Below are 14,233 nucleotides of genomic sequence, written 5' to 3'. Positions count from 1 at the left end.
CCCCCTCTCGCCTACATTGCATTATGGAGAGGGGGCTTTTTAGAAAAATGTTGCGTGAAGCTGCCAAACGTGAAGAACAAGTAAAAAAGAGAAAGAGGGCCGATGAAAGTACTCAGCTCTCCTGCTTTGAGGAAATGGAAAAAAGCAAACACACGGTCGTTCCTTTTCCTTCTTCACTATGACTCTTCATTTCACCGCCATGCACTTCCACAATTTTAAAACTCATCATTAACCCTAATCCTCTCTCTTTTTCTTTTGTACTGTAGAACTGTTCACCAAGCTTGGCCATTCGCTCTTTCGGAATGCCGCGGCCTTCGTCTGTGATGCCAACGAGAATCGAATCTAGTCACTGCTTCGATTCGATCCGTAATATTCCGCGCAAATTTTTATTATCCCATTATTTATACCATGAAAATTATGACAAGTTTCATCGTGTACAAAAAAACTCATTTATGTCAATAAATTACGTTGATTCTCTATAATATTTTTATAATATTTTAATTTTCGAAAAATAACAATTTAACTAATCTCATGTTATAATGGTCAAGTACTTACAACAAAAACATTTGTCTTTTTGAGGTGAACAAAATGGGGCAAGCTGAATTAAAAAAAAGCATCGGCTTTATCGCTGCAACATCTTTAGTCATCGGTACGGTCATCGGTTCCGGTATTTTCATGAAACCAGGTGTTGTCATCGCCGCTGCCGGTGATTCGACAATGGCCCTATGGGCATGGGTCATCGGTGGCATCATTACATTAGCGAGCGGTTTAACGATTGCAGAAGTAAGCGCAAAAATTCCGAAAACCGGAGGGCTGTATGCTTATATCGAAGAGGTGTACGGAAAGTTTTGGAGCTTTTTATGCGGATGGGTGCAAACAATCATCTACGGCCCAGCGGTAATCGGAGCGCTCGGATTATACTTTGGTTCGCTATTTGCAGGGGTGTTCGGTTTTTCGAAACAGACGGAAACATGGATCGGAATTTTAGCTGTTCTTTTTCTTGCACTCATTAACATACTAGGAACACAATATGGCGGAGCTGTCCAAAGCTTGTTAACATTAGCAAAACTGCTTCCTATTTTCCTTATTATCGTGTTTGGAATGGTTCAAGGAGATGTGCCTGTGTTTGGAATGGAAAGCGAAAGCAGCCAGGCGATCAGCATAGGTACAGCTGTATTAGCGACGCTTTGGGCGTACGACGGCTGGATGAACGTCGGATTTGTGGCAGGCGAAATGAAAAATCCAGCAAAAACGTTACCAAAAGCCATTATTACTGGAATTGTCGTTGTCACGCTCTGCTACTTAGCCGTCAATATCGCGATCCTTCACGTACTTCCTGCTAGTAAAATTGTTGAACTTGGCCCGAACGCCGCAAAAGAAGCCGCGATGTTACTATTTGGTGATGTAGGCGGAAAAATGATTGCGATCGGCATTTTAATTTCTATTTTCGGTTGTTTAAATGGAAAAATTTTAACATTTCCACGTATGCCGTTTGCGATGGCAGAAGACGGACTCTTCCCTGGCGCTCGTTTCTTATCACGCGTTCACCCAACATTTCACACTCCTGTTCAAGCAACCGTTTTACAAATAGCGATCGCTGTGGCAATGATGTTAATGACCAACCCTGATCGTTTGACCGATATCGCTATTTTTAGCGTTTTCTCATTTTACGGCTTAGCATTTTACGCTGTATTTTTGTTGCGGAAAAATCAGAAGCACGATCATTCGTTATATAAAGTGCCTTTATATCCTGTAACGCCTATTGTTGCGACTGTAGGAGCAATTTACATTATTGGAAGTACCGTCATCCATCATCCGCTCGATGCTTTTCTTTCTGTGTTAATCACATTGTCGGGAATTCCTATTTATTGGAGCCTTACAACCAAACACAAAAATAAAACGGCGAAAAAAGCAAGCTAAACGAATACATACCCTCAAAACGCATTGGTTCACCGAAACAGTATTGACAACACAACGATTGAAAAAATGCAAAACCGCTAAACGGCGGCCGTTTAGCGGTTTTCTTTTTCAAAACAATGCAAATACTCTCCGTATCCTTCTTTTTAAAGTTTCGGAATCCCAACTCTCGCAATACTCTCTGCTGCTCATACGTCAGCGACCGGCCTAATTTTCGTTGCCTTTGCCCATTTGGACACTCGATAACGACAACTTGCACATAGGCAAATAGCTGAAAAATGGCTTGCCCCGTCGGTTTCGTCAACTTGCGCTTTCCCGCTCCCTTCAATGGACATTCGTTGGTAATGACTTGCCGCATCCGGTGCGGAATACTCGGTACACGACAAGCGCCGACAAAAACAGATCCCCCAACGCCAGCACCCGTTTCGGTTTCTTCACGTAAATTTTGTCCGTAAAAATAGATCCTTTAAGAAAGAGAAGTTCATCTCTACGTTCACTTACCCCTCAAGAGGGCTAAAATCTCCTTTCCGTCCATGGCTTTACCCTGTCACTCGGCCAGAACGGTCATGACGAAGACAAAACGGGAAGCACGACGTGCATGAATTTTACTAAAGAGCGCAAACGAAATCGTTCATGATGAAAGAAGTTCGGGTATAAGGCAAGGGGGATTTGATCTTTCTTACCAAGAAAAACAGACATTATTTTATCATAGCGGAGAACAGGTTTCATTTGCTAGACGAATCTGAAAACGTAATCTCACTTTATTATTTGATATAGCTGTTAGATTTAAAATAGAAAAACCTTGAAAGGCATATAGACAATCAAGGTTATTTAACACTTTTTTAATTGCTATACTTGTTTATCCAATCTATAATGTCTTGTTCTACATGTAGATATTCATCTGGACTATCTTTTAAATCAACTCCGGAAACAATTTGTAAAAGTTCCCAAACAGTTTCATCTGATATATTGGGCTCATCCTGCATTACATATTCTGAAGCCCAATCTGCTACTTCTTCTCGTGTTAGCTTTCCTAGTAAAATCATTTTTAATTTATCAATTATTTCTTCTCTTGTTGGTTGTCTCATTTTTTCACCACTTTCCAATATAATTCCCATTGCTAGTAAAAAAGAAACCTTGAAAGAGTTTTCACTCAGTCAAGGTACTCAAGAATTTAAGTCCTATTTTACTTTTACAGCTTCTTTTAATTGTTCTACTACACTTTTTAGCCATTGAATTGGAGTTAGCCCAAGAGCAGGAAAATATACTCCGTCTGCACAGTGTTGAATGTATTCATTCTTTTCATCATCTGAATACTCACTATTAATGAATTCTGTTAAAAATACGATAGCAGATTCAAGATATTCTTTACTTTCTTCTGTTAACAATTCTTGTAATGCCTCTTCAGGCGAATCTGCGTCTTGATGAAAAGTCCCAGCCAAGAACTGAAAAACTGGATCTTCTGGATTATTTTTGACTAACAAGCATCGTTCCCCCCATTCCATTATTTAGTTCGATAACCAGTTAAAATGAAATTCCCTGCTCCATCCTTACTTTAATACTATCTTAGCATTCTTCATATGTTCAACTGTCGTAGAACCTCTTTGTACCCCACGTCCAATAATTTCTGTACCCTGATAAGGCAGAACCAAAGTTGAGCTGCTTTTTGGATTACTCAACCAAGCTTGAATAATTTTTTTGTTGTTTGGATCGTTTAAAACTTCGCTAGCAACTTTCTCAGCAGTAGCTCTATCTTTAAAAGTTGATGCTCCTGTTATTTTAGGATTATCTTTTAACCGCTGCAATAACTCGGCATCCGTCTTTCCAACATGTCTGGCAATCAAATGCCCACCCCTTGCCTCATGTGCTGCTAATCCTCCACCGGGGGTAAGAGGACTAAAGTCTTTAGGCTTAACATTACCCGTACCCTTACCAACCACCTCATCCCCAGTTTTGCCAACCATGTTCATCGTAGTTTCTTTTACTTCTTCCTTAGCTTTGCTCATCCACATGCGGGGCGCCGGGCCGACTCCTGCCAAGGCTGGCTGCCATTGGACAGACGGAACGCTGGCGAGAAGGTCTTCTCATTGCTTCTTGAACGAGTGTATCGTTTAGATAATCAGCCTTAAAATAAAAAACCTTGAAAGGCTTATAGCCATTCAAGGTTATCAAAAATCATAGTTTAAACTTTCTTAAATACTTTCTATTTCAATGTCTGACTTTATTTTTAAAGCTTTATTTAATGCTTTTTTTAAAATAGTTATTAAATCTTCCCCATCACTTGTAACAAAATAGTTAGATAAGTCTGTAATTTCATCACTTATATTATCTCCCCATGGAGGTGTTTTTGAAAGGTCTTCGATATCCCAAACGACTTGTGATGGACTGTAATTTTTCAAACTTTCTTGAATTTCATCTATTTCTTTAATAACATCTTTAATATATTTATACTCAAGTTTACCATTATATAGTTTGTTTAATAAAAGAGGATACTTTGTTCCCCAACCATTTGGCTCTAAATGATAGCTTACTGTTGAAAAAAACGAATGTAAAAAATCACCATGACCAATTGGATACCAGTAATATTTTACTTTCAAACCTACAGCCAATTCTGTCACCTCACTCATTAGTTTTAAATCTAATATTTACTTTACCATTTGTTTTTTTCATTATTCTATCATACAAATCATCTAGTATTTCTTCCGATACGTTTTGTCCTCGTATATCGATAATAACAGTTTGTTTAGTACCTCTCGGCAAATCACTTAATCGTTTTTCAACTTGGGTAGAAATATTGTTTACTAATCTGCTTCTACCACTTGGGGTAGTAATTTTATAATTTTTTACCTCTATACTAAATCCTTCTCTATAAAAATCTGGTCTTGAGCTTCCTTTTGTCCCATAAGGTACTTCTTTTCCGTTTTTGAAAGATTTTTGAGCACTATATTCTGGATATTCTTTTCCTATGTCAATTTCTGATTGTCTCCAAGACGGTCTAGCATTACCCGTACCCTTACCAACCACCTCACCCCTAGTTTTGCCAATCATGTTCATCGTAGTTTCTTTTACTTCTTTCTCGGCTCCGCTCATCCATATACGGGGCTCTGGACCAATTCCCGCCAAGGCCGGCTGCCATTGGACAGATGGAACGCTGGCAAGAAGATCGTTCCATTGCTTCTTAAAATATTGCAGCGTTTTGGTAATCGGTGCCTTCACGACTTGGCGGTACACCGCTTGAAAGACAGACATCATTTTATCATAGCGGAGAACATGTTTCATTTGCGAGACCAATTTGGAAACATCTGCTGCTGTTGCTGCCTCTTTCGCTCCTTTCACCGCCGCTTTTCCGGCAATGCCTGCCCCTTTGGCTGGAGGAATAATGGTCAACAATAACATTCCTCCCGCAAGCAGGCGGTCTCCTGCCGAAATCCGTTCTCCAGTGATCGGGTCATATTCTCCAAACACTCGCTGCAAGTCATACCAGCCAAGAAGCTCTAAGCCAAATTCTTTCATGTTATCGGCAAGCGTTTGGTCTGCCTGTCTGATTGCCGCTGCCGTCCGATACAGCAGTTCCTCCGCTTCATTCAGCTTTTCTTCATATCGCTGGAGCCAATGAATCAGTTCGTCTGTAAGTTCGTGGATGGCGGCAGAGCCAATTCCGGGAATCTCCATGGCTAGAGAGGGAAGTTCCCACGAAAGCGAGGCTCGCGCACGCTGGCAGGCGTCTTCTGCATAGGGGACATGCTTCGCTACCGTTTCCAGCTCTTCCGGTTTAACTCGAATCGTCGTCATTGCAACTCCTCTATCTTTCGCTGTATTCGGGCGATTTCCCTGCTGATTTCATGAAGAAGCTCGTCTGCGGTCGTATCAATACGTGCTTCAATTTGCCGCAAGTCCCCGTATATCAACTCATACGCTCCCCTCGATTCGCCCTGCCAATGTGGAACATACTCGTCATTCGCGCGGTAAAAAGAATGCGAGCCATGATGAAATTCATCCACTGCTTCCTCTACCTGCCCCTGATAGGATTGAAGGCAGCGGATCATAGCTGCATAAGCCCGGCGCTTTGCTTCTTTTTCGATGGATTCCAATAAGGATGACACCTTCATTCCCTCCCCCATTTATCCAATACTTAAATGGTAACATAAGTAAAATAAGGAGAAATCATGATATATTCCTATTTTCCAGATTACAACCAGGACTTTTTCCTTATTCATCCATTCTTTCATACTAAGCATATAGAACGTTTCTTTTGGAATATAATGGTTTTACCGAATAAACTTTTTCATGCGTGGAACGATTATCGTGAAGAAGGGGATCAAAAAGCCGAAAATGAAAAATCCGGACAACCATGTCAAAGACGATGATGATATTGGTTCCTCCTCATCCAATGGTTGACGAGACGGAATAGATTGGATTGAAGTGTAAAAAACAACCGTAGTTTTTCCGCTTTGACGGCCTTGGTCTTCCACGTTGCCTGACGGTACATAAGATTTGACTTTCATTTTCGATGTAATTATAATGGTTACAACGAGAGGTTGAAGCGCTTAAAAAATTTAGCAGTCACTTCTCCATTGCAGTTCATCTCTTGAAAACCGGCTCTTCAAAGAGCTCATTTTTTCGTGTCAGTTGTAACCGATTTGGTTATAACGATGTCTATTCTTGTGCGCGTTGTAACCAACTTGGTTATAACGGCATTTAATTATTGGGCACGTTGTAATCAAGATAGTTACACTTGCTCTCAAAAATTTATGAAAAGAAAGGAAGGATATTTTCAATGTCAATCGTCGTTACTGGTGCTACTGGTCAACTCGGAGGTTTAGTTATTCAACATTTACTCAAAAAAGTGCCTGCAAGTCAAATCATTGCCATCGCCCGTAATGTGGAAAAAGCCTCCGCTCTTGCCGATCAAGGAGTGGAGGTTCGTCATGGTGATTATGATGATCCGAAATCTCTTGAAAAGGCTTTTGCTGGCGCTTCCAAGCTGCTCTTTATCTCAAGTCCCGACACTGATAATACGCTCCGTATCGTTCAACATGCAAATGTCGTAAAAGCAGCCAGAGATGCAGGAGTAAAACATATTGCTTATACTGGGTATGCCTTTGCTGAGGAGGCAAAATTGCCCCTTGCTCACGTTCATTTAGCTACGGAATATGCAATTCGTACCACCAGTATTCCTTATACTTTCCTGCGCAACGCCTTATATACAGAACTTTTTGTAAATGAAGGGCTGCGCGCATCCGTAGAGTCTGGAGCAGTGGTGACGAATACAGGAAGTGGAAAAATTAATTCGGTAACCCGCAATGATCTTGCCTTGGCTGCCGCGACGGTTCTTACAGAAGAAGGACATGAAAACAAAACATATAACCTTGTTTCCAATCAACCGTGGAGCTTTGACGATCTAGCTCAAATTCTCTCTGAGGTTTCCGGCAAAAAAGTCGTGCACCAGTCTGTCTCATTTGAAGAAGAGAAAAATATTCTCGTAAACGCTGGTCTTCCTGAGCCTATTGCCGAACTTACAGCAGTTATCTATGACGCGGTTTCTAAAGGTGAAACGTCCAAAACGTCAGATGATCTACAAACACTTATCGGCTCCTTGACCCCTCTTAAAGAAACTGTAAAACAAGCTTTGCAAGTCTAAGGATTAAAATAAGTCGAATAAAAAAACAGGTCACCGAACCGTCTATCCGGTATGTGACCTGTTTTTTCTTTCTGTTTCCAGATAATCAACACCTTTGATTTATGACATATTGATTTATCATTATGTATTTTTTATGAATAGGTTATTTATAAAAATTTTTTTGATAAATATATAATAAGCTCACGATAATTTGGATAAGCGTTCCAAGGTAGATGGTGAACTTTTAAACAAAAGGCTTATAAAAAAGCGATTGCAATAATCCAAAAACTTGAGGAGAAGTTTTTAGTTTTACGCAAAGTTTGAGGCAGTAAATAAAAAGTAATATAATGAAAGAAAATGGCCCGGATTGCGGCGAAGCAAAGGAGGGGCAGTGTTGACTGAACAGATCGAGCCAATCATTATTGAAGTGTTGACCGAAACGGTGTCCCCATATTTGATTTATTTGTTTGGATCAACGGTTGCAGGACATGTTCATCAAGACAGCGACATTGATATCGCTTTTCTCAGCGACCAAAAACAATTGGATCATTATGAGCGATTTATGGTTGCGCAAGAATTGGCATCCAGGCTGCACCGGGACGTCGATCTTGTGGACCTCAAACAAGCAAGAACCGTGTTTCAGGCGCAAGTGGTCAGTAACGGCAAAGTCATCTATTGTACAAATGAACAGAAAAAAGCCGAATATGAATGGAGAGACTTGAAGATGTACGCAAAATTGAATGAAGAACGCACGGAAATCTTGCGAAACATTCATGAAAGCGGGTCGGTTTATGAAAAATGATGTCATTTTAAATAAAATTAGCGTGATCGAGCGGTGCATAAAACGCATTCACGAAGAATATGAGAACAACCCGAAACATTTAGAAAACTACACGAAGCAAGACTCCATTATCTTAAATCTCCAGCGAGCATGTGAAGCAAGCATCGACCTGGCGATGCACATGGTCGCACAGAAAAAGCTAGGCCTCCCCCAAAACAGTCGAGACGCTTTTTCTCTTTTAGAACAGCACGAAGAGTATAAATTTTATCTGCTCTAATAGCAGAAGTAACTTTAAGATTCCCTTCTGCTAAATCATCTTGGGTAATTAAAATAGAGTAATCAATATCTTTAAGCTGAGACAAGCTGAGACGTAATCGCAGCAACCAGTAAATCTTTAGTGAATTGATTATAGTTGTCATTAGACAAAACAAGGACCGGTCGTTGTTTGGTTATCGATAAATTACTAAAAGGAATAGGGATAAGAAGAATATCACCTTGCTTATACATGATCCCAGACCTCGTCATCTATATCATTGTTCTAGAAATCAATACTTGTTTCACTTGCTTTACTTAAATCTTGAACAAGTTGCTTCTCTTGTTTTTTCATCAAATACTCTACAAAATCCAACACTTTTACAATTTCGCTTTCAGACATTTTCTGAATTAACTCGATTAGTTTTTCCTTAGCCGTACTCATCGTTCATTTCTCTTTTTCGAAAAATTCGCATTATTATTATGCCATAGATAGAGCTACATGAACTGCAATGAAGGATTCAGAATCCATTTTCTCTCACATTAACACTCGTCAATCGCTTGATTACATGAACCTCTCCCACCTACACTTCGCTTAGAGGTGGGAGACTTCTCAGTGAACATGTTAAATAGTGTTTCATTTCAGCAATACTGTCCGTCCCCATAGACCAAAATATCGCTTGACCCACAACGAATAACACCAGGTGAATGAGCGAGGATATACGATATTTTTTTGCGATATATTTCGGATCACAGTTTTGTCTCATCTTTTCATAATCTTTTTCTGTTAACAGTTCAACACCGCGCAGCTGACCGATTTTATTCCTCATCCATCGATCTAACCTGATAAAACCGGATATTCCAAAAGTACAAGCATAAATGACAAATATAGTAATAACAATGAGAAACGTTGAAATCTCCCCTGTTTGCCGACATACAAACAACCCGAGCCAAGCTTCAGCTTTCAGCAAAATACTGAGTTTTTGGTTTTCTAAAAAAATATCGAAATATGTCAAATAATAAAAGGGAGATGACAGACAACACTTCCGCTACGATAAACAGTTCCCAATGATATGCCAGAATCGCAATCCTAAGCCCATTCTTCTTTCATCCTACTTATACTGCCCGCACTTTTCTTTGAACTTGGCGGCTTTTAACGGATTCGATTTTCAACCTGATTCATCCAGTTTAAATCCGCCTCTAAATGCAATAAAATACCGGAGATCAATAAATATTTGCTTTCGTCACCTTGAAGTAGCAACTCTGTTTTTAATTTGGTCAATTCCATCACTTCTTTAATCACCATCGCTTTTTGCTGTTCAAGCATTTTCTTTTCCTGGGCAAAATTAATCTTGCGGGCACAGCTCCATTTAAAGAAAAAATCTTCTTTTGTCGTGGTGTAAGGCACCGGTTCCAGCAACCATTTTTCCAACTCATCTTTACCTTTTGGTGTTAACTCGTATAATTTTCTTTCCTGGTCGTCCATTCCTGCGGACGAGACAAGTTGATCACGAATCAGGCGATCAAGCGTAGTATAGATCTGACCGGGATTAATTTTGCCTTTAATGCCAAGAAGGGAATCCAATTCTAATTTCAATTCGTATCCGTGATGTTTTTTTTGGCATAACAATGTCAAAATTCCATATTTAACTGACAAGTTGTCAACCTTCTTTCAGTGATGATTGGATATCCATTTTGCTGGCACTTTTGCTGGCCATCCAGGCGGCGCATAGACTCAACGCAACACCGGATATCACTGCCACTATCATATTGCTATATGGCAGCCGGAAAGACATAAATCCGTCCATGAGTTCAGACTGACTTGTTACATAGATTAAAATCAACCCGGCTGCTATTCCACCAATAACTCCGGATAACCCAACGAGCAATCCTTCGGCGATTATCATATTTCTAACCTGTTGTTTAGTAAACCCAAGAGCCCGCATCGTTCCGATCTCGGAGACGCGTTCCAGCGTGTTCATCAAAAGGGTGTTGGCTGTGCCGATACTGGCTAACCCGATGATCATAAACAGCAATATCAAGATCAGTTCATTCATACCGGAAATCGTTGAAGTAGTGGACTCAATTTCATCTTCAACCGTTTGAACCTTTGACAGATGATCGCGAAAATCAGACCATACCCTGTCTCGGATGGAACTGGCCGCTTCGCTGTTAACAGTAAGCAGCAAATCAAAGCTTTTTGTCCATCCAAATTCCTCCTTGAGACGTTCCTCATCCATAAACGCGACATAACCGGAATAATGCGATGTTTTTACAACTCCAATCACCTCATAAGATTGTTCACCGTTTGGCGTGTTCATCCGAATGCTCTGCCCAATCTCCCCGCCCCATTCATCAAACGCACGTTCTCCAAGCAGCACAGCATTTTGCTGTTTTAACCGGTTATACAGTTTTTTCTCATTTTGATCGGCAAATAACGACGGACTATCTTCACTTACGGCAAAAACAGAAAATTGTCTGCTTGTGCCGTCAACCGTTTTCCACGTAATCGGGGTCGCTTCCATTAATGGCTCAACGCCTGCAACTCCATCATAAGAACGCAATTTCGTTATATCTTCAGCAGACCAAGGCACTTCAGACGTAAGTCTTATATCCCCCCCATACGTATTCCTGATTTCTTGCTCATATCCTTCCGGAGCTGATTCCACCACCGCGCCAAGCAATAAAATAACCGAAATACCGATGCCGAGTATCGCGGCCGTATTTGCATTGCGATTGATTTGTTGAAAGAGGTTTTTGGCAGCCAAACTCCCCGCATAATGAAAAAGAATATTTAAAGCGGGTTTTATTATTTTGCTTAAACCGGCCAACAGCAAAGGAAACAAAAGAATGACACCTGACAAGACGGCTGCATAAGTTACAGAGTGGTCGATAAACACAAAGCATAGAAGCGCCACGCCAACTACAGCTCTAATCAGCGAAGGTCTTGATGATCCCTTCGATTGGCTGGCCATTTTTAACGTCAATAAAATCGACGTTCTGCCTGCATTGTAAATCGGGAAAAGCGAAAACAGGACAGGGAACAGAACTCCAACAATCACCGCCATCATCGCCGGCAATCTCCAATTTAAAGTATAAACTATATCAAATTGAAGCATACTGAGCAGTGCCTGCATAAACAGATCACCGAGCCATATACCAAGCGGAACACCGATGGCTGTACCGATCAATGACAAAAGTACGATTTCAATGAGCACAAGCGTGGACACAGAACGATGTGTGTAACCGAAGCTTTTCATTATGGCAAATTCTTTTTTTCTTTCGATCACGCTTGTATAAATCGTGTTAAAGACGATAAACCCGCTGACCAACATCGATAAACCGGCGACAATATAAAAGAAGGTATAGAGGCCGCTAATATCGTTGTTCTGAAGGTCATCTGCAACAACAGGCTGAATGAACACACCTGACCCACGGAACTGTTGCTGTAAGGAATGAAAGAGGTCCTTGCCATCTCCGTTGACCTGAAACCGCATATAAGAAATCTCATCATGTTTGCCTGCCCACTCTCTTAACATATCGAGTGGAGCTATAATACGAAAACTGGTTGATTCGGCACTGTCCCAATCACTAGGACTTGCAAGCAGCTGCGTATACTCGACAATAGCAGACACTTTTGCCTCTCCCAAACCTTCAAACCGAACCGTATCCCCAACCTTTTTTCCTAAAAGGGTTGCAACAGTTTTCGGCAATATGACCCCTTCATTATCCAAACTGCCTTCAATCACAGGAAGCACCAGTAACGGACTGTTTTGGTCACTGACTCCGATAATTCGTATAGATCTCTGACTTAGAGAGTGAGCGTCTTCAAGTTCAAAGAACGCTTGCTTTTGGAGAACAAGCAGCATATTCGTAACATGAGGATTATCTTGAACAGGTGCAATCATTTTTTCCGGATAAGTATGCTTATCGCTTAAAACCCAATAATCTGCATTGGCTACATACATATCCGTGTAGTAATTAAAAACGTCTCTAGTTGTTTTATCGGCTACCAGCATAGAGGTTATAAAAGATGTTCCCAGTATAATCGCAAACAAGGTTAAAAAAAAACGTTTTTTGTTATGAGTGATATTACGCCATGAAATTCGCCAAATATTTAGCATAGTCGCCCTCCTCCCTCGATACCACCTGATCGATGCCTCCGTCCCTGAAAAGAATAATCCGATCCGCAAATCCGGCTGCAAAAATATCATGGGTAACCATCACGATCGTTTGTCTGTTTTCACGATGGAAGGCTGATAATAGCCGCAGAATTTCTTCTGCATTGGCTCTGTCCAAATTCCCTGTCGGTTCATCAGCTAATAAAACAGTCGGGTTATTCACGAGTGCCCTGGCGATAGCAACACGCTGCTGTTGACCGCCACTGAGCAAATTGGCGCGTTTGCGATGAAGTCCTTCCAACCCTACGGCCTGAATCAATTCATGGATCACCCGACTCTTCTCCTTTGTCAGTTTGCCGTCAGCATGAAGAGGAAACGCGATATTTTCTTCTACAGTTAAAGTCGGAAGCAGTTGATAATTTTGAAAAACGAACCCCAGTTTTTGTCTCCGGAATATCGTTCTTTCTTTTTCGCTCATCTTATTTAAATATTTCCCGTCAATTTGTATATCTCCAGCGGTCGGTACGTCAAGTCCTCCCATTAGTTGCAGCAAAGTGCTTTTTCCGGAGCCACTGGGTCCCATTATCGCTACAAATTCGCCTTCTTTAATATTCAAATCTACGCCTTTCAACACCTGTGTTCTCTCTTGCCCCTGCAAAAATTCTTTAGTTAGATTGCTAACTTTAATCATAGCGTTCCCTCCATTATTTATCCCTCCTTTTATATATTTAGTATATACTATATAAAAGAGGGTATATTGAATTTATAATTATTTTTTGGTTCCCAAAACCAAAACGATGTATACTTAGTATATATTATTTTAGATATATGATCAAATTCAAATTTATGTGTAACTTTATTCTCGGTCAAAGAATGAAGTTGACGGCCTGACAAGGAGCCTCTTACGGGGCACAAATGTCTAGTGAAGTGGCGAAGGGATTTCACATAGCCCGACAGGCTATCATCCGCCTCTTGAAGTGAAGCTTACATGATTCATGTCATTCTGCCATTGGACTTAGCAGAACGAGCTTTACGCCAAGCCAGATATTCCTCCATGTTAATGCATTTCCTGCCGCTAGCCCACTTCTCGTCCTGTTTCATGAGCAGACGGATGCCAGACTGACGATTCAGGAAGATGCCGATGACTCGTTCCCGTCTACGAACCTCTTCATTCAGACGTTCGGCGCTGTTGGTGGTGCGCAGACGCTTACGATATCTCTTAGAGAGTGAGGAACAGCCGTTGTATCATCAAGTCCGGCTTCTAGGAGGATTCATTGCTGCAAAAGTTTCTGATCTACGTTAATCTGGTATTGTGCCATTTTAGAATCTCTCCTCTTTAACATCTTTATCTAGTCCACCGAAATTGATAGTTGTGCCACTGGCTTCAAAATGTTTGCGGACGAATTTGATTTTGTCTTGCTTTTCTAGCTTTAACTTCGATTCCTTCTTATATAAATTCAGTTTGAAATTCCGACATGTTTAACCAATGCCTATTCTTGTCTATACTGCTCCTAAACAGATGAATCAAAGGAGCGGATGAAT

The 14,233-nt window shown here is 40.8% G+C and carries 15 protein-coding genes and 5 pseudogenes; 5 read left to right on the top strand and 15 right to left on the bottom strand.

Going from position 1 to position 14,233, the window contains the following annotated elements; translation table 11 throughout:
- Positions 1-47: 47 nt before the first annotated feature.
- Positions 48-182, top strand: coding sequence for a hypothetical protein (locus HNR31_RS18865; protein WP_258561096.1), 135 nt, complete (start codon positions 48-50; stop codon positions 180-182).
- 17 nt (positions 183-199) lie between these two features.
- Here the strand turns inward: HNR31_RS18865 and HNR31_RS18860 are convergent.
- A pseudogene (locus HNR31_RS18860) lies at positions 200-289 on the bottom strand (hypothetical protein); the annotation flags it as partial.
- A 299-nt stretch (positions 290-588) separates the two neighbouring features.
- On the opposite strand from HNR31_RS18860, the gene HNR31_RS13540 reads away from it, so the two are divergent.
- Positions 589-1,920, top strand: coding sequence for an APC family permease (locus tag HNR31_RS13540; RefSeq protein WP_181556759.1), 1,332 nt, complete (start codon positions 589-591; stop codon positions 1,918-1,920).
- Positions 1,921-2,077: 157 nt separating this feature from the next.
- Here HNR31_RS13540 and HNR31_RS19155 read toward each other — a convergent pair.
- The 7 genes and pseudogenes from HNR31_RS19155 to HNR31_RS13505 form a co-directional block, all read right to left on the bottom strand.
- A pseudogene (locus tag HNR31_RS19155) lies at positions 2,078-2,512 on the bottom strand (IS1634 family transposase); the annotation flags it as partial.
- Between the two features lie 247 nt (positions 2,513-2,759).
- The gene (locus tag HNR31_RS13530; RefSeq protein WP_181556757.1) at positions 2,760-3,005 is read right to left on the bottom strand and encodes a DNA-binding protein; all 246 of its coding nucleotides are present in this window, start codon (positions 3,003-3,005) and stop codon (positions 2,760-2,762) included.
- A gap of 93 nt (positions 3,006-3,098) precedes the next feature.
- On the bottom strand, positions 3,099-3,422 hold the full coding sequence (locus tag HNR31_RS13525) for a contact-dependent growth inhibition system immunity protein (RefSeq protein WP_374058317.1): 324 nt from the start codon (positions 3,420-3,422) through the stop codon (positions 3,099-3,101).
- Positions 3,422-3,851, bottom strand: a pseudogene (locus HNR31_RS13520) (RNase A-like domain-containing protein); the annotation flags it as partial. The gene HNR31_RS13525 and the pseudogene HNR31_RS13520, both read right to left, overlap by 1 nt.
- Before the next feature lie 258 nt (positions 3,852-4,109).
- Positions 4,110-4,526 carry an immunity 70 family protein gene (locus tag HNR31_RS13515; protein WP_181556890.1) on the bottom strand — a complete coding sequence of 139 codons (417 nt, stop codon included), beginning with the start codon at positions 4,524-4,526 and terminating at the stop codon, positions 4,110-4,112.
- Between the two features lie 10 nt (positions 4,527-4,536).
- The gene (locus tag HNR31_RS13510) at positions 4,537-5,709 is read right to left on the bottom strand and encodes a pre-toxin TG domain-containing protein (protein WP_181556755.1); all 1,173 of its coding nucleotides are present in this window, start codon (positions 5,707-5,709) and stop codon (positions 4,537-4,539) included.
- Entirely contained in the window at positions 5,706-6,020 is a 315-nt protein-coding gene (locus tag HNR31_RS13505) for a DUF5082 domain-containing protein (RefSeq protein WP_181556754.1), read from the bottom strand. Before HNR31_RS13505 ends, HNR31_RS13510 begins: the two co-directional genes overlap by 4 nt.
- Before the next feature lie 674 nt (positions 6,021-6,694).
- On the opposite strand from HNR31_RS13505, the gene HNR31_RS13500 reads away from it, so the two are divergent.
- From HNR31_RS13500 to hepT, 3 genes and pseudogenes are all read left to right on the top strand, one after another.
- The gene (locus HNR31_RS13500) at positions 6,695-7,558 is read left to right on the top strand and encodes an SDR family oxidoreductase (protein ID WP_181556753.1); all 864 of its coding nucleotides are present in this window, start codon (positions 6,695-6,697) and stop codon (positions 7,556-7,558) included.
- A gap of 373 nt (positions 7,559-7,931) precedes the next feature.
- A complete protein-coding gene (gene mntA, locus HNR31_RS13495; protein ID WP_181556752.1) occupies positions 7,932-8,339 on the top strand; it encodes a type VII toxin-antitoxin system MntA family adenylyltransferase antitoxin in 408 nt (135 codons plus the stop codon).
- Positions 8,329-8,559 (top strand): annotated as a pseudogene (hepT, locus tag HNR31_RS13490) (type VII toxin-antitoxin system HepT family RNase toxin); the annotation flags it as partial. The gene mntA and the pseudogene hepT, both read left to right, overlap by 11 nt.
- Positions 8,560-8,666: 107 nt before the next feature.
- Here the strand turns inward: hepT and HNR31_RS19355 are convergent.
- The 7 genes and pseudogenes from HNR31_RS19355 to HNR31_RS13455 all read right to left on the bottom strand — a co-directional run.
- Positions 8,667-8,825: a type II toxin-antitoxin system PemK/MazF family toxin gene (locus HNR31_RS19355; protein WP_220129538.1), complete on the bottom strand. Its 159-nt coding sequence runs from the start codon at positions 8,823-8,825 to the stop codon at positions 8,667-8,669.
- A 31-nt stretch (positions 8,826-8,856) separates the two neighbouring features.
- Positions 8,857-9,015 carry a DUF2281 domain-containing protein gene (locus HNR31_RS13480; protein ID WP_181556751.1) on the bottom strand — a complete coding sequence of 53 codons (159 nt, stop codon included), beginning with the start codon at positions 9,013-9,015 and terminating at the stop codon, positions 8,857-8,859.
- A 139-nt stretch (positions 9,016-9,154) separates the two neighbouring features.
- A complete protein-coding gene (locus HNR31_RS13475; protein ID WP_181556750.1) occupies positions 9,155-9,400 on the bottom strand; it encodes a hypothetical protein in 246 nt (81 codons plus the stop codon).
- 323 nt (positions 9,401-9,723) lie between these two features.
- Positions 9,724-10,227 (bottom strand): PadR family transcriptional regulator, encoded by a 504-nt coding sequence (locus tag HNR31_RS13470; protein WP_181556749.1) that lies wholly within the window; start codon positions 10,225-10,227, stop codon positions 9,724-9,726.
- 4 nt (positions 10,228-10,231) lie between these two features.
- The gene (locus tag HNR31_RS13465; protein ID WP_181556748.1) at positions 10,232-12,694 is read right to left on the bottom strand and encodes an ABC transporter permease; all 2,463 of its coding nucleotides are present in this window, start codon (positions 12,692-12,694) and stop codon (positions 10,232-10,234) included.
- The gene (locus HNR31_RS13460; protein ID WP_181556747.1) at positions 12,663-13,382 is read right to left on the bottom strand and encodes an ABC transporter ATP-binding protein; all 720 of its coding nucleotides are present in this window, start codon (positions 13,380-13,382) and stop codon (positions 12,663-12,665) included. Before HNR31_RS13460 ends, HNR31_RS13465 begins: the two co-directional genes overlap by 32 nt.
- 302 nt (positions 13,383-13,684) lie before the next feature.
- Positions 13,685-13,959, bottom strand: a pseudogene (locus tag HNR31_RS13455) (transposase); the annotation flags it as partial.
- Positions 13,960-14,233: the final 274 nt, after the last annotated feature.

Origin of the sequence: Thermaerobacillus caldiproteolyticus, from assembly GCF_013761245.1 — a bacterium.
In the GTDB taxonomy this organism is placed as follows: Bacteria; Bacillota; Bacilli; order Bacillales; family Anoxybacillaceae; genus Thermaerobacillus; species Thermaerobacillus caldiproteolyticus.
This window is presented reverse-complemented; position numbering and strand designations above follow the sequence as displayed.

Bases quoted from the DNA above. Each gene is read 5' to 3' on its own strand.
- HNR31_RS13525 (WP_374058317.1), bottom strand. From the start codon at position 3,422: ATGGAATGGGGGGAACGATGCTTGTTAGTCAAAAATAATCCAGAAGAT.
- HNR31_RS13460 (WP_181556747.1), bottom strand. From the start codon at position 13,382: ATGATTAAAGTTAGCAATCTAACTAAAGAATTTTTGCAGGGGCAAGAG.
- HNR31_RS13510 (WP_181556755.1), bottom strand. From the start codon at position 5,709: ATGACGACGATTCGAGTTAAACCGGAAGAGCTGGAAACGGTAGCGAAG.
- HNR31_RS13500 (WP_181556753.1), top strand. From the start codon at position 6,695: ATGTCAATCGTCGTTACTGGTGCTACTGGTCAACTCGGAGGTTTAGTT.
- HNR31_RS13480 (WP_181556751.1), bottom strand. From the start codon at position 9,015: ATGAGTACGGCTAAGGAAAAACTAATCGAGTTAATTCAGAAAATGTCT.
- HNR31_RS13540 (WP_181556759.1), top strand. From the start codon at position 589: ATGGGGCAAGCTGAATTAAAAAAAAGCATCGGCTTTATCGCTGCAACA.
- HNR31_RS13475 (WP_181556750.1), bottom strand. From the start codon at position 9,400: ATGAGGAATAAAATCGGTCAGCTGCGCGGTGTTGAACTGTTAACAGAA.
- HNR31_RS13465 (WP_181556748.1), bottom strand. From the start codon at position 12,694: ATGCTAAATATTTGGCGAATTTCATGGCGTAATATCACTCATAACAAA.
- HNR31_RS19355 (WP_220129538.1), bottom strand. From the start codon at position 8,825: ATGTATAAGCAAGGTGATATTCTTCTTATCCCTATTCCTTTTAGTAAT.
- HNR31_RS13530 (WP_181556757.1), bottom strand. From the start codon at position 3,005: ATGAGACAACCAACAAGAGAAGAAATAATTGATAAATTAAAAATGATT.
- HNR31_RS18865 (WP_258561096.1), top strand. From the start codon at position 48: ATGTTGCGTGAAGCTGCCAAACGTGAAGAACAAGTAAAAAAGAGAAAG.